Raw genomic sequence first — 24521 nt, 5'->3', positions numbered from 1 at the left:
ACTTGCAAGCCGGGCCACGCGCGACAGCCCTTGCGCGATGCCGCCCGCTTGCCAGAAGAACACGCTCGTCCGACATCCCGCATGGATGCCGGCGGGGATGCTTTTTGACTTTGCTTGCGGGAGAACAACACCATGGCCGACCAGCGCAACAATCCACCACCCAGACCACATCCGCTGACGCCGGCCCCGCTGCGCCACCCCCATGGCGACGGGCTGGTACAACGCCCCCAGCCCGTCGCCGTGCCGCTCTGGCATATCGTGCCGCGCATGGCGGGCTATGGCGTGGTGCTGTTCATCATCTGGGCCGTGCTGACGATCATGTTTCCAAATGTGTTTACGCGGTCGTCGGAACGCGCGGTGGTGAACAGCCCCGTCAGCCTGGTGACGTCGCCGGTGGAAGGCATGGTGATGAAGCAGATGGTGGCCGCGGGCCAGCCGTTCACGGCCAACCAGGCGCTGATGGTGGTGCAGAACCCCAACATCGACCGTGCGCTGCTGGTCGACCTGACCGGCAAGAAGCTCGACAACCAGCAGCGCTATGACTCGGCCAAGGCGCGGCTGGAAAGCAACCGCCGGCTGATGGCCGCCACCGACGAGGACCTGCAGCGCTACAACAGCGCCGCGCAACGCGAGCACGCCACGCGCGTGCGCGCGCTGGAAGCGCGCCTGGCTTCGGCCCGGGCGCAGGAAGACCAGCAGCAAGAAGTGGTCAACCGCAACCAGAGCATGCAGTGGGCGGGCGCGGTCAGCGAGGCCTATACCAATGCCTCGCGCTACCAGTTGTCGATGCTGTCCAACGCCAAGGCGGCGGCCAAGGCCGAGCTCGACAACGCCATCGGCGAAAGCCAGGCCTCGCGCAACAAGGTCTATGCCTCGTCCACCGACGGCCCCAGCGCCACGCTCGCGCAGCGGCGCCAGGTGCTGGGCGCCGAAGCGGCGCAGCTGACCGCGGAGCTGGAGCAACTGGAAGCCTACGGCAAGTCCGTCGACGAGATGATCGCCACCGAGCAGGAACGCATCGAGCGGCTTTCGAACCTGGAAATCCGCTCGCCCGAGCCCGGCACCATCGAAGACTTGATCGCGCAGCCGGGCATGCGCGTCGCCGCCGGCGCCACGCTGGCTCGCGCCAGCAATTGCGCGCAGACGCGCGTGGTGGCGGTGTTCCCGCGCAGCCTCAGCGATAACCTGTTGCCCGGCGCGCGCCTGAACGTGCAGGTCGACGGCTTGCCCACGGCGCTGCCGGCCTCGGTGGCGGAGGTGCTGCCGCGCGCGCCGGACGGCGACCAGGCGCGCTATTTCGTGCCGTTCCCGCCGATCGAGAAGAACGAGATCTACGTGATCGCCAAGCTCGACCGCCCGCTGGGCAACCTGCCGGCAAAGGCCGGTGCCGCCTCCGGCAGCGCTGCCACGCCTGGCACCGCAGGCACGGCCGCGGCGGCGACGCCAGCAGCGCCGGCGCAGTCCGGACACTGCGGCATGGGTCGCTGGGCGCGCGTCACGCTGAACCAGAGCTGGCTGGGCCAATTGCGGGCATCGCTGTAGGCGCCCGCGCAGGCAAAAGGAGAACCGGATGCGACTGCCGATCCTGACTAAACGCCTGCCCCGCATGGTTGCCGGCGCGCTGCTTCCCGCCGTGCTGGCGCTGGCGTCAGGCGTAGTGCGCGCCGACGATGCCGAGCAGCAGGCGCTGCTGGCCGAAGGGTGCAAGGCGCTGGCCGAGCAAGTCGGCCGCGCCGGGGGCAACGGGCCTCTCTTCCTCGCCAGCTATGAACCCGCGCCGGGCGGCGAGCCGCTGGCGCCGGCGCTGCGCAATGCCGCCTTCGTCTACGACAACGCGCTGGCCGGCATCGCGCTGGTTGCGTGCAAGCGGCCCGCTGAAGCCCGCCGCATTGCCGATGCGGTGCTGCAAGCCACCCGCCAGGACCGCCACTTCCGCGACGCGCGCCTGCGCAACGCCTACCGCGCGGGGCCATTGCCCGCAGGCCCGGCGCCGCTGCCCGGCTGGTGGGACGAACCCAGCAAGCGCTGGTTCGAAGATGCCTACCAGGCCGGCACCGCCACCGGCAACGTGGCCTGGGCCGCGCTGCTGCTGCTGGCGGTGCATGACGCCACGCGCGATGCGCGCTATCTCGACGGTGCCGCGGCGCTGATGGGCTGGGTGCATGCCACTGTGCCGGATCCCACCGCCCCGGCCGGCTATATCGGCGGCTTCTTCGGCCATGAGCCAAAGCAGACCCGCCAGGGCTGGAAATCGACCGAGCACAATGTCGACACCTATGCCGCCTTCAGCTGGCTGGCCAGCCTGCGCAACGATCCGCGCTGGCGCGACGGCGCGGCGCGCTCGCGCGGCTTTGTCAGCGCCATGTGGCAGCCGCGCGAGGGCCGCTTCATCATCGGCACGCATGACGACGGCCGCGCCCCCAATGCCGGCCCGTCGGCGCTGGACGCCGTGCTGTGGCCGCTGATCGCCTTCCCCGACCCGCCGCAGGACTGGCGCCGCAACCTGGCCTGGGTCGAAGCGAAGCACCGCGCCGGTGCCGGCTACGGCTTCAAGGGCAGTCCCGACGGCATCTGGACCGAAGGCACCGGACAGGCCGCGCTGGTGCTGCAGGCCGCGGGACTGGCGCAGCAGGCCGCACCGCTGTGGTCGCTGCTGCGCGCGCAGCGTGCGCCGTCCGGCATGCTCTACGCCACGCCGCAGGCGCGTGTCAGCACCGGGCTGTCGATCGGTCCCACCTCCACCACGGAGGACTTCCACTACTTCCACCTGCCGCACCTTGGCGCCACCGCATGGGCGGTGCTGGCCGCCGCGCGCTGGAACCCGTTCCGCCCGGGCGGCTGCCTGGACCCGTCCTGCCCGCCGCCGGCCATCGCCGCCTCCGGCCCTGCCAGCACTGCCATCAACAAGGACTGACGATGTTCGCCCTCTTCCTGGAAAACCAGACGCTGCTGATCATCAACGGCGGCGTGCTGCTGGCAGTGGTGCTGCTGTCGCTGCTGTGCCGGCATGAACGGCCGGCGGACCGCATCCTGTTCGGCGGCGTCACCGCGCTGCTGCTCGGCGTGTACCTGACCTGGCGCCTGCGCGAAACCCTGCCCGACTGGCAGATGACCTTCGCCAGCGTCTGGGCCCATCTGTTCTTTGCGTTCGAATGCATCACGCTGGCCTACACGCTGCTGTCGATCGTGGTGCTGGCCCGCACCAGCAATCACACCCCCGCCGCTGACGCGGGCGAAGCCGCGCTGCGCCGCGCGCAGCAGGTGCCGCCGGTGGACATCTTCATCGCCACCTACAACGAGGGGCTCGAGATCCTGGAAAAAACCATTGTCTCCGCGCTGGCGATCGACTATCCGGATTTCCGCGTCTGGGTGCTGGACGACACCCGCCGCGACTGGCTGCGCGAGTTCTGCGAGCGCGTCGGCGCACACTACGTGACGCGCCCGGACAACGCCCACGCCAAGGCTGGCAATCTGAACAACGGCCTGCGCCACAGCGCCGCCGCCGGCGGCGCGCCCTACATCCTGGTGTTGGACGCGGATTTCGCGCCCCACCGCAACATCCTGCTGCGCACCGTGGGCCTGTTCAGCGACCCGCGCGTGGGGGTGGTGCAGACGCCCCAGTTCTACTACAACGCCGATCCGATCCAGTACAACCTGCGTGCCACCGAATGCTGGGTCGACGAGCAGCGCGCGTTCTTCGACGTGATGCAGCCGGCCAAGGATGCCTGGGGCGCGGCGTTCTGCATCGGCACCTCGTTCGTGGTGCGGCGCGACCTGATCGACCTGATCGGCGGCTTCCCCACCGGCACGGTGACCGAGGATATTCACCTGACCTACCGGCTGCTGCCGCACGGCTATGTCACGCGCTGGCTCAACGAGCGCCTGAGCGTGGGCCTGTCCGCCGAGGGCCTGCCCGAGTACATCAGCCAGCGCAGCCGCTGGGGGCTGGGCACGATCCAGGTGGCGCTGACCGCCGACGGGCCGCTGCGCGGGCGCGGCTACACCGGCATGCAGCGCCTGCACTATGTGCACGGGCTGCTGCACTGGCTGTCGCGGCCGTTCACGCTGATGCTGCTGGCGGGGCCGCTGCTGTACTGGTACTTCGGCGTCTCCACGCTCTACGGCGAGCCGCTGCAGTTCCTGGCCTACGGCCTGCCCGCGCTGGTGGCGTACTGGGCGTACAGCATCTGGATCACCGGGCAACGCGCGCTGCCAATCTTTACCGAGGTGACGCAGATCGTCGCGGCGCTGGCTGTGACGGCCTCGCTGGTCAGCGCCATGTTCAAGCCGTTCGGACGGCCGTTCAAGGTGACCAACAAGGGGCTGGACCGGTCCAAGCTGGTGATCCACGGCAAGTTTGCTGCGTTGTACGCGGGCTTGCTAGGGTTCTCAGCGCTCGGGCTTGGCCGCGCGCTGATGGTGGACCCCGATGCGCAAGGACTGGCCTTCAACACGATCTGGACCGGGGTGGCGCTGATGCTGTATCTGGCCTCGTTGCTGGTGTGCGTGGAACTGCCGCGGCCGCGCAAGGAAGAGCGCTTTCCGCACCATGCCGCGGCGCTGCTGCGCGTCGACGGGCGCGAGTACCGCGTCACCACCAAAGACCTGTCCTGCAACGGCGTAGCCGTGACCACGCCGCTGGCGCCGGCCTTGCGCCCCGGCGCCGAAGGCGCGCTGTGGCTGGCGCAGACCGGCTGGATCCCGTGCCGCGTAGTGCGCCGCGACGGCCAGCTGCTCGGCATCGCGCTGCATACCAGCATGGCCGCGCGCCACGCGCTGATCCGGCTGCTGTTCACCGACCCCGCCCACAACATTGCCCGACAGGGGCAGCCCAGGCTGGCGATCTCGCGCTTTATGCGGCGCGCGCTGATGGGCTGACCCTGCTGCTCTCCTTCTCTCTCTCCGGAACGATACATGCGAAGCCTGCCCCGCCCCCGCCGCCGTACCCACCTGCCGCCGCCGCGCCTGCTGCTGCCGGGCGCCCTTGTGCTGGCCCTTGCGGCCTGCACGCTGGAGCCGCAATACCAGCGCCCCGAAGCCCCGGTCCCGTCGGCATGGCCCGACGGCGCGGCCTACCGCACCACGCAGGCCAAGGCGGCCAACGGCACGGCGCAGCCGGGGCAGCCGGCGCAGCGCCCCGGCCCCTCCGCCGCTGACCTGGGCTGGCGCGATGTCTTCATCGATCCGCAAATGCGTCAGCTGATCGAACTGGCGCTGGCCAACAACCGCGACCTGCGCATGGCCACGCTGGCCATCGACGAAGCGCGCGCGCTGTACCAGATCCAGCGCGCCGCGCAGTTCCCCACCGTGGAGGGCAGCGCTGGGGTGGTGTCGCAGCGGCTGCCGCAACGGCTGCATTCGCCGGGCCAGCCGTCGCAGATCACGACCTACAACGCGGGCATCGGCCTGACCGCGTTCGAGCTGGATTTCTTCGGCCGCGTGCGCAGCCTCAAGCATGCCGCGCTGGAGGAATACATGGCCACCGAAGAGGCGCGGCGCAGCGCGCAGATCAGCCTGGTGGCGGAGGTGGCCAACGCCTACCTGACGCTGCGCGCCGACCGCGCGCTGCTGCGGCTGTCGCAGGACACGCTCAAGACCCAGCAGGACGCGGCCGAGATGATCCGGCGCGGGCACCAGGTCGGCGCGATGGCGCAGCTGGACCAGCATCGCGCGCAGACCCAGGTGCAGACCGCGCAGGTGGGCGTTGAGCAGTACACCCGGCAAGTGGCGCAGGACGAGAACGCGCTGGCGCTGCTGATCGGCGGCCCGCTGCCCATGTCGGTAACCGATGCCGGTGCCGCGCTCGCCAAGCCGAATGCCCCCACGCCGGATCCGCTCGACGCGCGCATGCTGGTGAGCGAGTTCCCGGAAGGCTTGCCGTCCAGCGTGCTGGTGCGCCGGCCCGACATTCTCGACGCGGAGCACCGGCTCAAGGCGGCGAACGCCAATATCGGTGCCGCGCGCGCGGCCTTCTTCCCACGCATCTCGCTGACCGGCGCGCTGGGTGTGGCCAGCAGCAGCCTGGCCGGTTTGTTCTCGGGCGGCATGGCGTGGGTATTCGCGCCGCAGCTGACGGTGCCGATCTTCGACGCCGGCCGCAACCGCGCCGGCCTCGATGCGGCCAACGTGCGCAAGGACATCAACGTCGCCAATTACGAGAAGACCATCCAGACCGCATTCCGCGAAGTGGCCGACAGCATGGCGGCACGCGCCACCTATGAGCGCCAGGTGCAGGCGCAGGAAGCGCTGGTGCGCGAAAGCGGCGAGACCCGGCGGCTGTCGGAGATGCGCTTCAAGAACGGCGTGGACGATTACTTCGGCGTGTTCGATGCGCAGCGCCAGCTCTACACCGCGCAGCAGGCGCTGATCACCTACAAGCTAGCCGGGCTGACCAGCCGCGTGTCGCTGTACAAGGCGCTCGGAGGCGGTTGGCGCGAGGTGACCGAAGCCGCGCCGGTCGCCAACGGCGGGGCCCAGGCGGTGCCCGCCACGCAGCCGCGAGCGGCGGCACGGCCCCAGGTGGTGGCCCCACCACAGGCGACAGCCCGGCCGCAGGCGGTCGTCCAGCCACAGGCAGTGGCGCAGTCTCAGGCCGTGGCGCAGCCGCAAGCCGTCATGCGACCACAGGCCACCGCGCAGCCGCAGGCAGTGGCGCAGCCTCAAGCCGTGGCGCAGACGCAGATGGCCCCCGCGCCCGCGCCGGCCCAGCCGCAGGCCGTGGCGCCACAGCAGGCGCCGTCGCCCTCCACGGCACCATCGCCGGCAACGGTGCAGCCGGCTGCGGCCGCACCCGCCCAGCGCTGAGGCCGCGTGCGGCAGATCCAGGCGCTGGTCAGAAGTACTTCAGCCAGCGCCAGTTCCGCCGTATCGCTTTCAGCGCCGCGAACCAGCGCACCGCCGGCCACAACGCCAGCGCCAGCATCGCTGCCACCAGCCATAGCTGCCAGACCTGGCCGAAGCCGAACACGCGTCCCTGGTTCAACCCCCAGCGGTGCACGCAAAGCTGGTACAGGGCCTGCAGCACGTACAGGTGCAGCAAGTAGAAGAACATTGGTACCGCGCCGAACACGGCCAGGCGTCGCGCGAGCCGGCCGCCTTGCGCGCGCTCCAGCCACACCAGCAGCAGGCAGCCGGTGCCTAGCGTCAGCAGCAGGAACAGCAGCGAGGGCGGGTACTTGGTGACGTTGAGAAAGCTCATCGCGGTATGCAGGGCATCCGCGCCGGGCAGCCATTTCTGTTCCTGCCCGTAGCCGTTGAACGCGCGCAGCCACGCAAACCCGGACAGCGCCGCCAGGCCGCACCCGGCCAGCCGCAGTTGCCTCGCCCGGTCAGGCATGGCCGTGGCAAACCATGGCCCCGCCGCATAGCCCAGCGCGATCACGCCGATCCACGGCAGCACCGGATACGAGGTGCGTACCCGCAAGCCACCGGCCACCTCGAGCCAGGTGCGGTCGTGCAGGATCGCCCAGGGCACGTGCCAGGCACTGTCAATCGGAAAGTGCAAAGGGCTCAGCAGGTTGTGCCCCGCCACCAGTGCAAGGCCCAGCGCGACCAGCGCCGCGCGCGGCAACCACAGCAGTGCCGCCAGCGCCACCATGCTCAGGCCGATGGCCCAGATCACCTGCAGGTAGATCACCTGCGGCGGCAGCCGCCACGTCCAGGCAAAGCCCACCAGGGTCAGCTCCAGCAGCACCAGGAACAGGCCACGCTTGAGCAGGAAGCCGCTGACCGCGCGCCGGTCATGACCGGCGTTGCCGTAGAGCCAGGCCGAGACGCCCGCCAGCCAGATAAACACCGGCGCGCACAGGTGGGCCAGCAGCCGCGAAAAAAACAGCGCCGGCGAGGTGGCGGCGACATCCATCGGATCGGCGACCGGTACGTGTAGGAAGAACATGTCGCGCACATGGTCCATCAGCATGATCAGGATCGCCAGCCCACGCAGAGCGTCGATCGACAGCAGCCTGCCGCTGGCAGGCCGCGCCAGCGCGGCAAACGCGGGCATGGCCGGCACGGTTCGGGACGCGGCGGTCCGCGCCAGGGGTCTCGGCATCATCGATCCCTCGTCAGTAGCTCAGCTGCACGCCCAGCCGCACGCTGCGGCCCGTGCCCGGCGCTACCCACAGGCTGCTGTACGAGCTGGCGTAATAGGTCTTGTCGAACAGGTTGCCGACGTTGAGCGACACGCGCACGTGCCGGCTGTACTGCCAGTAGCCGTGCAGGTCCACCAGCACGTAGGCCGGCAGCGAGAAGCTGTCCTGCCCGTCGCCCGGGCGCCGGCCGACGTAGCGCACGCCGGCGCCGGCGCCATAGCGCTGCCCCACCGGCGCCGCGTCTTCGTACATTGCCAGCAGGCTGGCGCTGGTGCGCGGCACATTGGACAACGGTGTGCCGGCGGCCAGGCGGGTGTCCTGCGTGATCTCGGCATCGGTCAGCGCGAAGCTGCCCGACACGCGCCAGTGCGTGCCAAGCTGGCCGGCCACATCGAGCTCGACGCCGCGGCTGCGCGCTTCACCGGCGGCGAGATAGAACGACGGATCGGCCGGGTCCGCGGCTAGCACATTGCGCTTGCGGATCTCGAACACGGCCAGCGTGGCGCCGGTGCGGCGGTCATCGCTGTCGAACTTGATGCCGGCCTCCAGCGCGCGGCCGCGCTCCGGGTCGAACGGCTGGCCGGCGGCATCGGTGCCGGCATTGGGGCGGAACGACTGGCTGGCATTGGCGAACAGGGACAGATTGTGGCTGGCCAGATAGCTCACGCCCACGCGCGGCGACACCGCGTTGTGGTGCTGCGTGCTGCGGGTGCCGCGCAGATGGTCGTCCAGCACCTGGCTGAAACTGTCGAAGCGTACGCCGGCCAGCACGCGCCAGCGCTCGCCCAGGCTGATCTGGTCCTGTGCGTAGGCGCCAAGATTGTGCTGGCGCTCGTAAGTGTCCATGTTCCACGCGAGCGGCGGCGCCGGCTGGCCATAGACCGGCTGGTAGATGTCGATCGCGTACGGCGCCGCGGCGCTGGGATTCTTGCGCAGGATCGCCATGGTGTTGCCGAAGCGGTAGGCGTCCACGCCCAGCAGCAGTTCATGCCCAACGGTGCCAGTGCTGAACTTGCCGGTCATGCTGGCCTGCAGCGAGACATCGTCAGACTGGAAATCGCGGTAGCGATGCTGGCGCCATAGCGTGCGGCCATCGGCCGCGAGCGAGGTGGCCTCGCTCGAATGCCCGGCCAGCGCGCCGCCGCGATACGACAAGCCGAGCCTGCCTTTCCAGTTCGGCGAAAACTGGTGCTCCACGCTGAACTGGTGCGACTGGCTGTCCAGGCGCATGCTGCCGTCGCCCGCTTCGCCCAGGAAGCGCGAGCGCGGGATGCGGCCGAGCTGACCGTTGACGGCCACCACGCCACGGTCCATCGGCGTGGTGTAGCGCTGGAATTCCGCGGCATATTGCAGGATGGTGTCGTTGCCGAGCATCCACGTGAACGATGGCGCGACCAGGTAGCGCTGGCTGTGGATGAAGTCGCGCGTGCTGCCCTGGTGGTCGGCCACCGCGATCAGCCGGCCGGCGACGTTTTCGCCGAGCGCACCGGTGACGTCGGCGCTGGCGCGGTAGCCGTCGCGCGTGCCCAGCTCGAAACCATAGCGCTGCGCGGGCCGGAACTGCGGCTGGCGCGTGACCACGTTGAAGGTGCCGCCAGGTTCGCTGCTGCCGTACAGCGACGAGGTCGGGCCCTTGAGCACTTCCACGCGGTCGATGGTGGCGGCGTCCAGCGGCGCGGTATAACCGCGATTGGCGGCGAAACCGTTGACCAGGTAGCCGGCGCCGGTGTTCTCGTTGCCGGTAAAGCCACGCATGGCAAAGTTGTCCCACAGCCCGCCAAAGTTGTTTTGCCTCGCCACGCCGCTGATGTAGTCGAAGGTCTGGTCGAAGCGGGTCGCGGCGATGTCGTCGAGCATGGCGCGCGGCACCACGCGCACTGACTGCGGGATGTCGCGCAGTGGCGTGTCGGTGCGGGTCGCGCCCGCGGCGTCGGGCGGGTTGTATGATGCGGTGGCCGTGCCGGTGACCGACACCGCAGGCAGGGTGATATCGGCGGCTTCGGCCGCCTCGGCCAGGCCAGAGACCGCCAGCATCAGGGCGGGCAGGGACGAAAATGGCGCGCGGCGCCGGGCGCGGCTGGGCTGCGCAAGCAGCATAAGGGACACCCCAAAAAACGAGTCGCCGCGGCGGCCATCCGACTGGCAAACCGCGGCGACTCTCGCTAATGATAATGAATTCTCACTAAGATTTTAGGCATGGAACGCATGACCCGTCAACGCGGCGCCGTGATCGACGCGCTGCGCGAAGCCGGCCGGCCGCTGAGCCCGGCCGAGATCCTGGCCGCGGCCCAGCGCCAGGTGCCATCGCTGGGCCTGGCCACGGTCTATCGCAATCTCCGTGCGCTGCTCGACGATGCGCAGGTGCACGCCGTGGAATTGCCGGGCCAGGCGGACCGGTATGAACTCGCCGAGGAGCCCGGCGCCGTGACGCATCGCCACTATTTCCAGTGCCTGACGTGCGACCGCGTGTTCCCACTGGATGGGTGCCCGGGGCACCTGGAAGAAATTACGCCGCCGGGCTTTGTGGTGGAGCACCATGAACTGACGCTGCTGGGCCGCTGCCCGGATTGCGCCGGCGGGTCCGGCAAACTGCGCAAGGCCGCCGCACGGGACCACTGAACCGCGCCCCATGGCGCGCGTATCGCACAACTGTACTGAGCCCCCTGCGCACACCTGTATATGGCGCCGGCGCCGCGGTTGCCGCATGATGCGGCTGCATTCGCGCCGCCCCCTTACCCATACAGGACCCGACCTTGCCGCACGCCGCCGCCCACCGCCGCTCGACCCTGATCGCCGTACTGGCCCTGACCGGTTCGATGGCTTCGCTGTGCATCGGCACCTCGTTTGCCAAGAGCCTGTTCTCGGCGCTGGGCGCGCAAGGCACCACGGCGCTGCGGGTCAGCTTTTCCGCGCTGATCCTGCTGTGCGTCTGGCGTCCGTGGCGCATGCCGCTGACGCGGGCCAACGCCCGCGCGATCGCGCTGTATGGCGCGGCGCTGGGCGTCACCAACTTGCTGTTCTACATGTCGTTGCGGACCATTCCGCTGGGGCTGGCGATCGCCGTCGAGTTCACCGGGCCGCTGGCGGTGGCGGTGCTGTCGTCGCGGCGCGCGATCGATTTCCTGTGGATCGGCTTTGCGGTCACCGGGCTGCTGCTGTTGCTGCCGGTGGGCGATGCCGCCGGCACGCTGGATCCGGTCGGCATCGCCTTCGCGCTGGCCGCGGGCGTGGGTTGGGCGCTGTATATCGTGTTCGGGCAGATGGCCGGCAACGCCCACGGCGGGCAGGCAACCTCGCTAGGGCTGACCATGGCCGCCCTGGTGGTGCTGCCGTTCGGGCTGGCGCATGCCGGCACCGCCATGTTCAGTCCGACGCTGCTGCTGTTTGGGCTGGCGGTCGGCCTCCTGTCCAGCGCGATTCCCTATTCGCTGGAGATGGTCGCGCTCAAGCGCCTGCACCGGCGCACCTTCGGCATCCTGCTGAGCATGGAGCCGGCCATGGGCGCGCTCGCCGGGCTGGTGTTCCTGCATGAACAGCTGAGCACGGTGCAGTGGCTGGCGATCGCCAGCATCATTACGGCCTCGGTCGGCTGCACCATGACCTCGCGCGGCAAGCGCGAAGCCGGCTGAGGTGCCGGGCGCGCGGCAGTTCAGCGCGCGCTGAACCAGTCCGCCGGCAGGCATTGCGGGCTGCGCGCCGGCTGAGACAGCGCCATGGTGACTTCATGCAGGTAGCTGTCCTGCGGATTGCGGTGGCTGGCAAAGCCCAGCCCCCGCAGGATAGCCAGCATGCGCCGGTTCTCGCTGAGCACGTCGCCGCGCAGGCCGTGCAGGCCCGCCGTGCGCGCCAGCTCGCACAGCCTGGCGATCAGGCGCCGGCCCAGCCCCTGCCCCTGCCAGGCATCGGCCACCACCACGGCGAACTCGGCAACCTGGCCGGACACGACATATTCGGCGCTGGCAACGATGGCCTGCCTGCCGTCGTCATCCGGAGCCACCACGACCAGCGCCGCGCCCCCGTCCCGCGGTGCGGCGAGGCTGGCGACGATCTCGTCCACCACCCGCCCCCCGGTCAGGAAGCGGAAGTAACGGCTCTCCCGCGACAGCGCATCGACCATCGCGCGCAGCGCCGCAACATCGTGCGCCCGGGTGCGGCGCAGCGTCACCTGCACGCCCCGTCCCACCGTCCAGCGTTCCGACACGCCTTCACTTGCCAAGCCTTGGATATCCATCCCCGCCACCTCTGGATTCATAATTTGTAGCCAGAGTATAAGAGATAACCTGACTTTTTCAAATGAAGTCAGCATGCTATGCTTCCCCGCATCATGACCCTCACTGCGTCCGATCTCCGCCATTGCTCGATTGCCTCCACGCTGTCGCTGATCGGCGAAAAGTGGACGATCCTGATCCTGCGCGACGTTTTCCACGGCGTGACGCGCTTCGATGACTTCCTGCGCCGGCTGGAATGCTCGCCGGCGGTGCTGTCGGCACGGCTCAAGACGCTGACCGATGCCGGCCTGCTGCGCAAGGTCGGCTACCGCGAGCCAGGAGAGCGAGAACGCTTCGAGTACCGCCCCACCCGCGCCGCGGTGGAGCTGCTGCCGGTGCTGGTCGGCCTGATGCAATGGGGGGACTGCCACATGGCCGCGGATGGCGGCCCGGTTGAGATCCGCTCGCGCGCAAACGGCAAGCGGGTGCGCGCGGCGCTGGTCGACGAGGATGGCGCGGAGGTGTCGCCGCGCGACATGCAGATCATTCCCGTGGCCGCTTCCCCCTCCCCGGGTTCCGGCAACTAACCCCTTGCCGCACGCGGTGCCCCGCGCACCAGCGTAGTCCGCCGCACTGCACCATGAGCGTGCCGCGCGCCGCTCACCCGCCCCACCAGAGCGCATGGGTGCCCCGCCGCACGTGCGGCCGCGTGCCCTTCCCCGCCCTTATGCGCCCTCACCCCCCTTGCTCGTCACTCGCTGGGGTTGGCACACCCCTTGCGTAATAGCGTCCGGGCCCGTCAACGGCGACCGGCCCACCCCCACACACAGTCCCTATTCCATGTAGTGGCTGTCAGGACAACGGCGTCCCCTGAATCGGCTTAACCGCCGGTTTGCGGGACGCCATTTGTTTTCTTGGAGCAAGTGACGATGACCGGCAAAGCCACCCGCATCGAGCTGCTGAGCTTGAGCACTCCGCAGATGCGCGCCTTCCACCTGACCTGGATGGCGTTCTTCGTATGTTTCTTCGCGTGGTTTGCCTGCGCGCCGCTGATGCCGGTGCTCAAGGGCGAGTTCGGCCTGAGCGCCGGCCAGATCGCCAACATCAATATCGCGGCGGTGGCGGTGACGATCCTGGTGCGCTTGGTGATCGGCCCTATGTGCGACCGCTTCGGCCCGCGCAAGACCTACACCGGGCTGCTGGCGCTGGGCGCACTGCCGGTGCTGGGCGTAGCGCTGGCGCAGAACTACGAGACTTTCCTGGTGTTCCGGCTGCTGATCGGCGCGGTCGGCGCGAGCTTCGTGATCACGCAGTACCACACCTCGGTGATGTTCGCGCCCAACGTGGTCGGCACCGCCAACGCGGCCTCGGCCGGCTGGGGCAATGCCGGCGGGGGCGCCGCGCAGGCGCTGATGCCGCTGGTGCTGGCAGCGGTGCTGATGATGGGTGCGGATCACGCCCTCGGCTGGCGCATCGCGCTGCTGGTGCCGGGCGTGCTGATGCTGATCATGGCCGTCGTGTACTACCGCTTCACGCAGGACTGCCCGGAAGGCAACTACTCGGAACTGCGCGCCCGCGGCATCGAAATCAGCGGCAAGGATGGCGCCAAGGGCGGCGGCTGGGCCAGCTTCCGCGCCGCCAGCGCCAACTATCGCGTGTGGCTGCTGTTCATCACCTACGGCGCCTGCTTCGGCGTGGAGATCTTCATCCACAACATCGCCGCGATGTACTACGTCGACCGCTTCGGCCTGAGCCTGAAGGCCGCCGGCCTGGCCGCCGCCAGCTTCGGCCTGCTGGCGCTGTTTGCCCGTGCGCTGGGCGGCTGGCTGTCGGACAAGGCGGCGCGCCGCCGCGGCCTGGATGCGCGCGCCTCGCTGCTGTTCGTGCTGATCCTGGGCGAAGGGCTGGGCCTGCTGTGGTTCGCGCAGGCCGGCAGCGTGGCGCTGGCGGTGGTGGCGATGCTGCTGTTCGGCCTGTTCACCCATATGGCCTGCGGCGCGACCTACGCCCTGGTGCCGTTCATCGACCGCAAGGCGCTCGGCGGCGTGGCCGGAATCATCGGCGCGGGCGGCAATGTCGGCGCCGTCGCCGCGGGCTTCCTGCTCAAGGGCCTGGGCAACGTGCAGCAGACGCTGATGGTGCTAGGCGTGATGGCCACCATCGCCGCGCTGTGCGCCATCGCCATCCGCTTCAGCGCCGAGCACAAGGAACGCGAGCAGGCGCTGTACGACAGCGCCCTGGCCAACTGATTTCGCAGCATTGCCCCACAGCACAACAAGCAGCACAGACTGACTCCGGACAAGGAAAGCATCATGAAACTGATCATCGTCGGCCACGGCATGGTAGGTCACAAGTTCCTCGAATGCCTGGCGCAAGCCGGCGCACAGAACGTCGAAGTGACCGTGCTGTGCGAAGAACCGCGTCCGGCCTACGATCGCGTGCACCTCTCCGAGTTCTTCGCCGGCAAGTCGGCCGAAGACCTGTCGCTGGTGCCCGCGGGCTTCTTCGAGCAGCACAACAACATGCTGCTGCGGCTGAACGCGCGCGCGGTGGAAATTGATCGCGCCACACGCACGGTCAAGGTCTCCACCGGCGAGACCCTCGCCTACGACAAGCTGATCCTGGCTACCGGCTCCTATCCCTTCGTGCCGCCGGTGCCGGGCAAGGACCGCAAGGACTGCTTCGTCTACCGCACCATCGAAGACCTGGAAGCCATGCGTGAATGCGGCGCGCGCGCCAAGACCGGCGTGGTGGTCGGCGGCGGCCTGCTCGGCCTGGAGTGCGCCAAGGCGCTGCGCGACATGAACCTCGACACCCATGTGGTGGAGTTCGCGCCGCGGCTGATGGCGGTGCAGGTCGACGAAGGCGGCGGCCGCATGCTGCGCCAGAAGATCGCAGGCCTGGGCGTGACCGCGCATACCGGCAAGAACACCGTTGAGATCATCGACGGCGAAGCCGGCACCCACCGCATGGTGTTTGCCGACGGCACCCATCTCGACACCGACATGATCGTGTTCTCCGCCGGCATCCGCCCGCGCGACGAACTGGCGCGCGCCAGCGGGCTGGCGGTGGGCGAACGCGGCGGCATTGCGGTGGACAACCACTGCCGCACCTCCGACCCCGACATCTACGCCATCGGCGAATGCGCGCTGTGGCAAGGCAAGATCTACGGCCTGGTCGCGCCGGGCTACGACATGGCCCGCGTTGCCGCGCGCCATCTGCAGGGCGAATCCGTTGAGTTCAGCGGCGCCGACATGAGCACCAAGCTCAAGCTGATGGGCGTGGACGTGGCCAGCATCGGCGACCCGCACGGCACCGTGCCGGGCGCGCGCTTCTACCAGTTCTGCGACGACCGCAAGGAGGTCTACAAGAAGCTGGTGGTGTCCGACTGCGGCAAGTACCTGCTGGGCGGCGTGCTGATCGGCGATGCCAGCGAGTACGGCACGCTGCTGCAGATGATGCTGAACAAGATCGAGCTGCCCGAGTCGCCCGAGTTCCTGATCCTGCCCGACAGCGGCGGCAAGGGCCGTCCGGCGCTGGGCGCCGACGCCCTGCCCGACACCGCCCAGATCTGCTCGTGCAACAACGTGTCCAAGGGCGAGATCTGCGCGGCCGTCTGCGACGGCTCGACCAGCATCGGCGCGCTCAAGAGCTGCACCAAGGCCGGCACCGCCTGCGGCGGCTGCGTGCCGCTGGTGACGCAGATCATGAAGGCCGAGATGAAGAAGCAGGGCATGGCGGTCAATAACCATCTCTGCGAGCACTTCCCCTATTCCCGCCAGGAGCTCTACCACCTGGTGCGCGTGGGCCAGCACAAGACCTTCGACGCACTGCTGCATGCGCACGGCAAGGGCCTGGGCTGCGATATCTGCAAGCCCACCGTGGGCAGCATCCTGGCCTCGTGCTGGAACGAGTTCGTGCTGAAGGAAGAGCACGCCAGCCTGCAGGACTCCAACGACTACTACCTGGCCAATATCCAGAAGGATGGCACCTACTCGGTGGTGCCGCGCATGCCGGGCGGCGAAGTCACGCCCGAAGGCCTGATCGCGGTGGGCCAGGTCGCCAAGAAGTACGGCCTCTATACCAAGATCACCGGCGGCCAGCGCGTGGACCTGTTTGGGGCGCGCGCCGAGGAACTGCCCTATATCTGGGAAGAGCTGATCGCCGCCGGCTTTGAATCGGGGCATGCCTACGGCAAGGCGCTGCGCACGGTGAAGTCGTGCGTGGGCTCGACCTGGTGCCGTTATGGCGTGGGCGATTCGGTGGGCCTGGCGATCGAACTGGAAAACCGCTACAAGGGCCTGCGCGCGCCGCACAAGATCAAGTTCGGCGTGTCCGGCTGCACCCGTGAATGCGCCGAGGCGCAAGGCAAGGACGTGGGCGTGATCGCCACCGACAAGGGCTGGAACCTGTACGTGTGCGGCAACGGCGGCATGAAGCCGCGCCATGCCGAACTGCTGGCAAGCGACCTCGACCACGACACGCTGGTGCGCTACATCGACCGCTTCCTGATGTTCTATGTGCGCACCGCCGACCGCCTGCAGCGCACCAGCGTGTGGCGCGACAACCTGGAAGGCGGCCTGGACTACCTGAAGGCGGTGGTGCTGGACGACAAGCTTGGCCTCGCCGCCGAACTCGAGGCCGAGATGCAGCACGTGGTCGACACCTATGAAGATGAGTGGAAGAAGGCCGTGACCGACCCCGAGACGCGCAAGCGCTTCCGCCACTTCGTCAACAGCGACCGCCGCGACGACAACCTGGTGTTTATCGAAGAGCGCGGCCAGATCCGCCCGGCCACGCCGGAGGAACGGAACTTGCAACGCTCCCGGCTGAGCCACATTCCCGTGGTGTCCATGCCCGCGAAAGCAGCCTGACCGTGCCCGCAAACAAGGAGAACGTGATGAGCCATTCCCACCATGCCGAAACCTGGACCGCCATCTGCACCGTCCGCGATATCGTGCCCAATACTGGTGTGTGCGCGCTGGTCGATGGCAAGCAGGTCGCCGTATTCCGCATCGGCCGCGGCGACGAGGTCTACGCCATCGACAATTTCGATCCCAACGCCCAGGCCGCGGTGCTGTCGCGCGGGCTGGTCGGCAACCTGGGCGAGCGCCTGGTGGTGGCTTCGCCGATCTACAAGCACCACTTCGACCTGCGCACCGGCGAATGCCTGGAGGCGCCCGAGCAGTCGGTCAACGCCTACGCCGCGCGCGTCTATGACGGCAAGGTCTGGATTGCGGCCGACATGGTAGTGCGCGAGGCCGAAGAAGAACTCGCCGCCTGACGCCAGCGCCCCGATATTCCCCAGTTACAACCGCCCCGCTAACGGAGATGCCGGCATGACGCCTTCCGCCAACCCCCAAGCCCGCCCGCGCCTGGTCGTCGTCGGCAACGGCATGGCCGGCATGCGCACCGTCGAGGAACTGCTGAGGCTGGCGCCGGACCTGTACGACATCACGGTGTTCGGCGCCGAGCCGCACGGCAACTACAACCGCATCCTGCTCTCGCCGGTGCTGGCCGGCGAAAAGACGGTGGCGGACATCATGCTGAACACGCGCGAGTGGTACGCCGAGCATGGCATCGAACTGCTCGCCGGCGACCCGGTGGTGGCCATCGACCGGCCGCGCCGCATCGTGCGTTCGGCCTCGGGGCGCGAGGTACGCTACGACCGCTTGCTGCTGGCCACCGGTTCCAAGCCGTTCATCATCCCGGTGCCCGGCCACCAGCTGGACGGCGTGATCGCCTTCCGCGACATCCAGGATGTGCAGACCATGCTCGACGCCGCCCGCAACCACCGCCACGCGGTGGTGATCGGCGGCGGCCTGCTCGGGCTGGAGGCGGCCAACGGCCTGCTGCGCCAGGGCATGGACGTGACCGTGGTGCACCTGGCCGACTGCCTGATGGAGCGCCAGCTCGACAAACCGGCCGCCACGCTGCTCAAGGGCGCGCTGGAGCGCAAGGGCCTGCGCTTCCTGCTGAGCGCGCAGACCGCCGAAATCCTTGGCACCGAGCGCGTCACCGGCGTGCGCTTCCAGGACGGCAGCGAGATCCCCGCCGACCTGGTGGTGATGACCGCCGGCGTGCGTCCCAATATCGACCTGGCCGCCGGCGCCGGCCTGCACTGCGAGCGTGCCATCGTTGTCGACGACACGCTGCAGACCTACGATCCACGCATCTACGCGGTAGGCGAGTGCGTGCAGCATCGCCAGGCCACCTTCGGCCTGGTGGCGCCGATCTGGGACCAGGCCCGCGTGTGCGCCGCGCACCTGGCCGGCGCCGGGCATCGCCGCTATGTGCAGCAAGCCACCGCTACCAAGCTGAAAGTCACCGGCGTCGACCTGTACTCCGCCGGCGACTTCATCGGCGGCGAAGACAGTGAAGACCTGGTGCTGCGCGACGCGCGCCGCGGCGTCTACAAGCGCCTGGTGCTGCAGGACGGCCGCCTGGTGGGCGCCGTGCTGTATGGCGACGTGCAGGACGGGGCCTGGTATTTCGACCTGATCCAGCAACGCACGCCGGTGGCGGCGCTGCGCCAGCGCCTGCTGTTCGGCAAGGCGCAGTGCGAAGCGCTGGCTGCATAGGACTTCCCGCAAAGCATTGAACGCCCCCGTACGGAGAACGCGTGAACCTGTCTGATATCCCGGTCGCAGTGATTTCGGCAACGCCGGCAACCCTGGCCACGACCACCGCCACCACCTGCCCGTACTGCGGCGTCGGCTGCGGCGTGCGCGCTAGCGTGCGCGCCGACGGCCAGGTCGAGATCGCCGGCGATGCACAGCATCCGTCCAATCAGGGCCGGCTGTGCGTCAAGGGCTCTGCGCTGGGCGAAACCGTGGACCTGGAAGGCCGCCTGCTCCATCCGAAACTGCGCGGCGGCGACGGCGCGCTGCGGCAGGTGTCGTGGGACCGCGCGCTGGACACCGTGGCCCAGGGCTTCGCCGATATCGTGCGCCGCCACGGCCCGGATTCGGTCGCGCTCTATGTCTCGGGCCAGTTGCTGACCGAGGATTACTACGTCGCCAACAAGCTGATGAAGGGCTTCATCGGCAGCGCCAATATCGACACCAACTCGCGGCTGTGCATGTCGTCGGCCGTGGCCGGGCACAAGCGCGCCTTCGGCGAAGACCTGGTGCCGGGCAACTATGAAGACCTGGAACTGGCCGACCTGGTGGTGCTGGTGGGCTCCAACACCGCGTGGTGCCACCCGATCCTGTTCCAGCGCCTGTCCAAAGCCAAGGAAGCGCGCCCGGAGATGAAGATCGTGGCGATCGATCCGCGCCGCACCGCCACCTGCGAGCTGGCCGACCTGCACCTGGCGCTGCGCCCCGGCACCGACGTGTGGCTGTTCAACGGCCTGCTGAGCTATCTGGCGCGCGAGGGACACGCCAACCCCGCCTTCGTCGCGGCAAGCACCGCCGGGCTGGATGAAGCGCTTCAGGCCGCCGACGCCAGCTGCGCCGATCCCGCCGCCGTGGCCCGCGCCTGCAAGCTCGATGTGCAGGACGTGCTAGCCTTCTACCAGCTGTTCGCGCAAACCGGGAAGACCGTGACGGCCTTCTCGCAGGGCGTCAACCAGTCGTCGGCAGGCACCGACAAGGTCAACAGCATCATCAACTGCCACCTGCTCACCGGCCGTATCGGCCAGGCCGGCATGGGCCCGTTCTCGCTGACCGGCCAGCCCAATGCGATGGGCGGGCGCGAGGTCGGCGGCCTGGCCAATATGCTGGCCGCGCACATGGAACTGGCCAACCCGCTGCATCGCGAGGTCGTGCAGGACTTCTGGCAATCGCCGGTGGTGGCAGACCGTCCGGGCCTGAAGGCGGTGGAATTGTTCGAGGCCATCGAAGCCGGCCGCGTCAAGGCAGTCTGGGTGATCGCCACCAACCCGGTGGTGAGCCTGCCCGACGCCGACCAGGTGCGCCGCGCGCTGGCCCGGTGCGAACTGGTGGTCAGCAGCGATATCATCGAGCACACCGACACCAACGCCGCCGCGCACGTGCTGCTGCCCGCGCTCGGCTGGGGCGAGAAGGATGGCACCGTCACCAACTCGGAACGGCGCATTTCGCGCCAGCGCGCGTTTCTGCCCGCGCCGGGCGAAGCGCGCGCCGACTGGGCCATCCTGTGCGAGGTGGCACGGCGCATGGGCTTCAGCGGCTTCGACTATGTCGGGCCGCACCAGATCTTCGACGAACACGCGCGCCTGAGCGCGTGGCGCAACGATGCCGCGCCGCGCGCGTTCGATATCGGCGGGCTGGCCGGTCTCGACCAGGCGCGATACGACGGCATGGAACCGGTGCAATGGCCCGTGCCCGCCCGTGGTCGCCGGGATTCCCGGCGCTTGTTCGGCGATGGCCGCTACGCCCACGCCGACGGCCGCGCCCGCTTTGTCGCCACACCACCGCGCGCGCCCGCCCACGCGCCCGATGACGACTTCCCGCTGATCCTGAACACCGGCCGCGTGCGTGACCAATGGCACACCATGACGCGCACCGGCAAGTCGGCCAAGCTGGCCGACCACCTGCCCGAGCCCTTTGTCGACATGCACCCGCAGGACGCGCTGCTGTGCGGGGTGGGCGAAGGCAAGCTCGCGCGCGTCAGCACGCGCTGGGGCGCGATGGTGGCACGGGTGCGGCATGGCGGCGGCATTCCGCGCGGCAGCGTGTTCGTGCCGATCCACTGGAACGGCCAGTTCAGCTCCGACGCGCGCGTCGGCGCGCTGGTCAATCCGGTGGTCGATCCCGTTTCCGGCGAGCCCGAGTTCAAGCACACGCCGGTGCGGGTGGAGCCATTTGGCGTGCACTGGCATGGCTTCATGCTGAGCCGCCGTGCGCTGCCTGCCGAAGCGCTGACCTACTGGACGCGCGTGCAGGGGCGCCAGTTCCAGCGCTATGAATTCGCTGGCCGCGACAGCGTCGCCGACCGGACCGCCTGGGCCCGCGCGCTGCTCGGCGTGGCCGACCCGGACGCGGACTGGCTGGAATACGAGGACCGCGCGGCGGGCGTCTACCACGCTGGCCATGTCGTCGGCGACCGGCTCGAGGCCTGCGTCTACGTGTCGACGCGCCCGGAACTGCCGTCGCGCGCCTGGCTCGCCGGCCTGTTCGGACGCGAGCGGCTGGAAGACGCCGACCGTATCGGCCTGCTGCTCGGCCAGCCGATGGAGAAAGGCGCCGACACCGGGCCGACGGTATGCTCGTGCTTTGGCGTGGGGCGCAACACCATCTGCGATGCGGTGCGCCAGCACGACCTGAAGACGCCTGCGGAGATCACGGCCTGCGTCAAGGCCGGCGGCAATTGCGGCTCGTGCGTGCCCGAGCTGAAGAAATTGCTGGTGGAGGTGCGCGTGGCCGAAGCGGCCTGAACTTTCACTACGGAGTAGGCATCCTTTACGAGAACCAGATTGCGGTCGCCGGGGCTTGCCGCCATGCTAGCCGCGCAACACCGACAAGCCGCCCCGGACCCACGGCGCGGCACCAATCTGGAGACAGCAATGAAGGATGCGAAGTATCGGCTCGCCAGTCCGCGATGGCTGGCAAGTGTGGTGGTGGCGGCCTCGGCCGTGACAGGCGCTTCAGGCGCGGCGGCGGCCGATGCCTATCCGGCCAAGCCGATCACCCTGGTGGTCCCCTACTCCGCCGGCGGCCCGACCGACGTCGTGGCACGTACGCTGGCACAGGCCATGTCGCAGGATCTCGGCCAGAGCGTGGTGGTGGAAAACCGCACGGGCGCCGGCGGCACCGTGGCCGCCGCCTTTGTCGCGCGCGCGCAGGCCGACGGCTATACGCTGCTGATCCACCACAACGGCATGGCAACTGCGCCGGCGCTGTACAAGAAGCTGTCGTATGCCCCGCTGAAGGACTTCGAGTACATCGGCCAGGTGGCGGACGTGCCGATGACCCTGATGGGCCGCAAGGACCTGCCGGCGAAGACGGTGCCGGAACTGATCCGGTACGTGACGCAAAACAAGGACAAGGTGTCGCTGGCCAACGCCGGATTGGGCGCGGTCTCCCAGCTTTGCGGACTGTTGTTTGAAGAGTCGGTGAACGTAAAGCTGAACGCGATTCCCTACCAGGGCGCAGGTCCGGCGCTGACCGCGCTGCTGGGCGGCCAGGTCGACCTGCTGTGCGACCAGACCACGGCCACGCTGCCGCATATCCAGGCCGATCGCGTGCGCCTGTTCGGCGTCACCACGCCAGCACGGATCAAAGCCCTGCCGAATGCCCCGACGCTGCAAGAAGGCGGCCTCAAGGGCTTTGACGTCAAGGTCTGGCACGGCATCTACGCACCCAAAGGCACGCCGTCAGCCGCGGTGGAGCGTCTCACCAAGTCGTTGCAGAAGGGCCTGAAGGATCCGGCCGTAATCAAGAAACTGGACGGCCTGGGCGCCGAGATCGTACCTGTCGACAAGCAAACGCCCGAAGGATTGCGTGCGCTGCTGAAGGCGGAAAGCGACAAGTGGCAGCCGCTGTTGAAATCGATGAAGGTAGAGGCCGACTGAGCCAGCGATCCGTTGCCGTCGGCGCCAGCGCGCCGGCCGGCAGCCGCCTTCCGCAATGCGTTAGAATCCCCACGTTCTCCGGGCGAGCTCCCTGATTCGTCCAATTCCGCCTTGCCGGTGCCCCGCGCACCCTCGCCCTTGCGCCCGATTCCGCGGCGCCATCCCTCCCCCAGATTTAGCCGGTTTTAGCCGATGATGCCGCCGCGTTGCGTCCACTCGCGCGCGCTTCGGTAGTGTTTGTCTCCGACATCAGCCCATGGAGCCTCCCGAATGCCATCGCCATTCCTCCTGGCTGTCCTGGCCCTTGCCGTCTGCATGGTCGGCGCCGCCGAATTCATGCTCGCCCCGCTGCTGACCCCGCTGGCCGTGGCCTTCGCCACGACCCCGGCGCGCGCCTCCGGACTGGTCTCGGCTTATGCTTTTTCCTACGCGCTTGCCGCGCCGCTGATGGGTTGGATCTCCGATCGCACCGGACGCCGCAGGGTACTGCTTGCGGCCATGCTTCTGTTCGCGCTGGATGGCATCGCGCTGACCTTGGTGCCCACGCTGCAGGCCGCCATGGCGCTGCGTGTCCTGGGCGGCCTCGCGGCAGCCGCGACAATCCCCACGGTCTTCGCATTGATCGCCGACAGGTTCCCGCCGGGAAAACAAACGGGTGCCATGGGTGTCGTCATGCTGGGCATGACTGTCGGGATTGCCGCCGGCCCGGCGGTGGCCGGATTGCTGGCCGGGGCTTGGGGCTGGCGCGCCCCGTTCCTGGTTACCGCCGGCGGTTGCCTTGCCGCCTTCGCAACAGGCTGGCGACTGCTTTCGCGCGATCTCCCGCGAGCGCCCGATATCGTCCGACCAAATCTCGACCTGGACTCCAAAGCGGCCATCTTGCGGCTATTGGCCGCGAAAGGCGCCTGGAATGGCAGCGCAGTGGCCGGCTATGTCTTCGTTGGAGAAATGCTGCGCTTGCGCTATGGCTTCAATGTGGCAAGCGTCGGCGCGGCCGTTTCGGTATTCGGTCTGGGGCTGGGTATCGGCAACGTATGCGCGGGGCGTGCCAACCGCGATGGTGCACAACTGGAAACCGTGGTGGTTTTGGCAACCGTGGTGGTCGCTGCTGCCATGATCGCTTTCATGGCGGCCCCCGTCGGCCTCCCGGCCGCACTGGTTTGCCTGCTGGCCTGGGGCACGGCGCTGGGCGTCGCGGCGCCTGCCAGCACGGCAATCCTCGCGCAACGGGCGGGAGTCCATAAGGGAAAGGTGCTGGCGGCATCGGAAAGCGTCAATAACCTGGCCGTACTGATGTTGATGCCCGTTGCCGCAAGCGCGGCGGCGACTCATGGCGGCACGTCGGCCGCCATGTGGCTTGGCGGAGTCTGCCTGTCTGGCGCCGCCCTGAGCGCCATGGCCCGCCGCAAGACAGCATAGCCAGTCATAGCGCGGTGCATTTGCCCGCGCCAAAGCAAAAACCCCTCGCAGCGAATGCTGTCGAGGGGTTTTGCACAATAAGAGCCTGGCGATGACCTACTTTCACACGGGTATCCGCACTATCATCGGCGCGGAGCTGTTTCACGGACCTGTTCGGGATGGGAAGGGGTGGTTCCAGCTCGCTATGGTCACCAGGCATGAGGGGTTGTGGCGCTGTCTGGGACAGCGCCACGAATCGGGATGTAGTGTAGGTTGTGTATTGACTGTGTCAACTGGCACAAGGCGAACCGCTCACCAGGCAAAACA

General features: G+C 68.6%; 17 protein-coding genes and 1 rRNA gene. 14 read left to right on the top strand and 4 right to left on the bottom strand.

Going from position 1 to position 24521, the window contains the following annotated elements:
• Positions 1–132: 132 nt before the first annotated feature.
• Genes E5S69_RS00090 through E5S69_RS00075 form a run of 4 tightly spaced genes read left to right on the top strand, consistent with a single transcriptional unit; the run spans position 133 to position 6804 of the window.
• On the top strand, positions 133–1542 hold the full coding sequence (locus E5S69_RS00090; protein WP_171512994.1) for an HlyD family secretion protein: 1410 nt from the start codon (positions 133–135) through the stop codon (positions 1540–1542).
• Positions 1543–1576: 34 nt separating this feature from the next.
• Entirely contained in the window at positions 1577–2914 is a 1338-nt protein-coding gene (locus E5S69_RS00085; RefSeq protein ID WP_236901203.1) for a hypothetical protein, read from the top strand.
• Positions 2915–2916: 2 nt separating this feature from the next.
• Complete coding sequence (locus tag E5S69_RS00080; protein ID WP_171512992.1) at positions 2917–4878, top strand: glycosyltransferase; 1962 nt, start codon at positions 2917–2919, stop codon at positions 4876–4878.
• 36 nt (positions 4879–4914) lie between these two features.
• A complete protein-coding gene (locus E5S69_RS00075) occupies positions 4915–6804 on the top strand; it encodes an efflux transporter outer membrane subunit (protein WP_171512991.1) in 1890 nt (629 codons plus the stop codon).
• Positions 6805–6832: 28 nt separating this feature from the next.
• On the opposite strand, the gene E5S69_RS00070 is transcribed toward E5S69_RS00075, so the two are convergent.
• Both E5S69_RS00070 and E5S69_RS00065 read right to left on the bottom strand, forming a co-directional pair.
• Entirely contained in the window at positions 6833–8053 is a 1221-nt protein-coding gene (locus E5S69_RS00070; protein ID WP_216621175.1) for a DUF1624 domain-containing protein, read from the bottom strand.
• Positions 8054–8063: 10 nt separating this feature from the next.
• Positions 8064–10187, bottom strand: coding sequence for a TonB-dependent siderophore receptor (locus tag E5S69_RS00065; protein WP_171512990.1), 2124 nt, complete (start codon positions 10185–10187; stop codon positions 8064–8066).
• 99 nt (positions 10188–10286) lie between these two features.
• Between E5S69_RS00065 and E5S69_RS00060 the strand changes: the two genes are divergently transcribed.
• Both E5S69_RS00060 and E5S69_RS00055 read left to right on the top strand, forming a co-directional pair.
• Positions 10287–10709: a Fur family transcriptional regulator gene (locus tag E5S69_RS00060; RefSeq protein ID WP_171512989.1), complete on the top strand. Its 423-nt coding sequence runs from the start codon at positions 10287–10289 to the stop codon at positions 10707–10709.
• 134 nt (positions 10710–10843) lie between these two features.
• On the top strand, positions 10844–11719 hold the full coding sequence (locus E5S69_RS00055; RefSeq protein WP_171512988.1) for an EamA family transporter: 876 nt from the start codon (positions 10844–10846) through the stop codon (positions 11717–11719).
• 20 nt (positions 11720–11739) lie between these two features.
• Here the strand turns inward: E5S69_RS00055 and E5S69_RS00050 are convergent, their stop codons facing one another.
• A complete protein-coding gene (locus tag E5S69_RS00050; RefSeq protein ID WP_171512987.1) occupies positions 11740–12321 on the bottom strand; it encodes a GNAT family N-acetyltransferase in 582 nt (193 codons plus the stop codon).
• A gap of 78 nt (positions 12322–12399) precedes the next feature.
• Between E5S69_RS00050 and E5S69_RS00045 the strand changes: the two genes are divergently transcribed.
• From E5S69_RS00045 to E5S69_RS00010, 8 genes are all read left to right on the top strand, one after another.
• Positions 12400–12885 carry a winged helix-turn-helix transcriptional regulator gene (locus E5S69_RS00045; protein WP_171512986.1) on the top strand — a complete coding sequence of 162 codons (486 nt, stop codon included), beginning with the start codon at positions 12400–12402 and terminating at the stop codon, positions 12883–12885.
• 342 nt (positions 12886–13227) lie between these two features.
• Complete coding sequence (locus tag E5S69_RS00040) at positions 13228–14547, top strand: MFS transporter (protein ID WP_171512985.1); 1320 nt, start codon at positions 13228–13230, stop codon at positions 14545–14547.
• A 63-nt stretch (positions 14548–14610) separates the two neighbouring features.
• Positions 14611–17172 carry a nitrite reductase large subunit NirB gene (gene nirB / locus E5S69_RS00035; RefSeq protein WP_171512984.1) on the top strand — a complete coding sequence of 854 codons (2562 nt, stop codon included), beginning with the start codon at positions 14611–14613 and terminating at the stop codon, positions 17170–17172.
• Positions 17173–17198: 26 nt separating this feature from the next.
• Positions 17199–17582 (top strand): nitrite reductase small subunit NirD, encoded by a 384-nt coding sequence (gene nirD, locus E5S69_RS00030; RefSeq protein WP_171512983.1) that lies wholly within the window; start codon positions 17199–17201, stop codon positions 17580–17582.
• Positions 17583–17637: 55 nt separating this feature from the next.
• Positions 17638–18879, top strand: coding sequence for an NAD(P)/FAD-dependent oxidoreductase (locus tag E5S69_RS00025; protein WP_171512982.1), 1242 nt, complete (start codon positions 17638–17640; stop codon positions 18877–18879).
• Positions 18880–18920: 41 nt separating this feature from the next.
• Positions 18921–21659: a molybdopterin-dependent oxidoreductase gene (locus E5S69_RS00020; protein WP_171512981.1), complete on the top strand. Its 2739-nt coding sequence runs from the start codon at positions 18921–18923 to the stop codon at positions 21657–21659.
• A 129-nt stretch (positions 21660–21788) separates the two neighbouring features.
• Entirely contained in the window at positions 21789–22796 is a 1008-nt protein-coding gene (locus E5S69_RS00015; protein WP_171512980.1) for a tripartite tricarboxylate transporter substrate-binding protein, read from the top strand.
• Between the two features lie 270 nt (positions 22797–23066).
• Positions 23067–24215 (top strand): MFS transporter, encoded by a 1149-nt coding sequence (locus E5S69_RS00010; RefSeq protein WP_171512979.1) that lies wholly within the window; start codon positions 23067–23069, stop codon positions 24213–24215.
• A gap of 83 nt (positions 24216–24298) precedes the next feature.
• On the opposite strand, the gene rrf is transcribed toward E5S69_RS00010, so the two are convergent.
• A 5S ribosomal RNA gene (gene rrf, locus E5S69_RS00005) occupies positions 24299–24411 on the bottom strand.
• Positions 24412–24521: the final 110 nt, after the last annotated feature.

This window comes from Cupriavidus necator (genome assembly GCF_013141915.1).
Lineage (GTDB): Bacteria > Pseudomonadota > Gammaproteobacteria > Burkholderiales > Burkholderiaceae > Cupriavidus > Cupriavidus necator_B.
This window is presented reverse-complemented; position numbering and strand designations above follow the sequence as displayed.

Bases quoted from the DNA above. Each gene is read 5' to 3' on its own strand.
- E5S69_RS00090 (WP_171512994.1), top strand. From the start codon at position 133: ATGGCCGACCAGCGCAACAATCCACCACCCAGACCACATCCGCTGACG.
- E5S69_RS00080 (WP_171512992.1), top strand. From the start codon at position 2,917: ATGTTCGCCCTCTTCCTGGAAAACCAGACGCTGCTGATCATCAACGGC.
- E5S69_RS00075 (WP_171512991.1), top strand. From the start codon at position 4,915: ATGCGAAGCCTGCCCCGCCCCCGCCGCCGTACCCACCTGCCGCCGCCG.
- E5S69_RS00070 (WP_216621175.1), bottom strand. From the start codon at position 8,053: ATGATGCCGAGACCCCTGGCGCGGACCGCCGCGTCCCGAACCGTGCCG.
- E5S69_RS00065 (WP_171512990.1), bottom strand. From the start codon at position 10,187: ATGCTGCTTGCGCAGCCCAGCCGCGCCCGGCGCCGCGCGCCATTTTCG.
- E5S69_RS00060 (WP_171512989.1), top strand. From the start codon at position 10,287: ATGGAACGCATGACCCGTCAACGCGGCGCCGTGATCGACGCGCTGCGC.
- E5S69_RS00050 (WP_171512987.1), bottom strand. From the start codon at position 12,321: ATGGATATCCAAGGCTTGGCAAGTGAAGGCGTGTCGGAACGCTGGACG.
- E5S69_RS00045 (WP_171512986.1), top strand. From the start codon at position 12,400: ATGCTTCCCCGCATCATGACCCTCACTGCGTCCGATCTCCGCCATTGC.
- E5S69_RS00040 (WP_171512985.1), top strand. From the start codon at position 13,228: ATGACCGGCAAAGCCACCCGCATCGAGCTGCTGAGCTTGAGCACTCCG.
- nirB (WP_171512984.1), top strand. From the start codon at position 14,611: ATGAAACTGATCATCGTCGGCCACGGCATGGTAGGTCACAAGTTCCTC.
- nirD (WP_171512983.1), top strand. From the start codon at position 17,199: ATGAGCCATTCCCACCATGCCGAAACCTGGACCGCCATCTGCACCGTC.
- E5S69_RS00025 (WP_171512982.1), top strand. From the start codon at position 17,638: ATGACGCCTTCCGCCAACCCCCAAGCCCGCCCGCGCCTGGTCGTCGTC.
- E5S69_RS00015 (WP_171512980.1), top strand. From the start codon at position 21,789: ATGAAGGATGCGAAGTATCGGCTCGCCAGTCCGCGATGGCTGGCAAGT.
- E5S69_RS00010 (WP_171512979.1), top strand. From the start codon at position 23,067: ATGCCATCGCCATTCCTCCTGGCTGTCCTGGCCCTTGCCGTCTGCATG.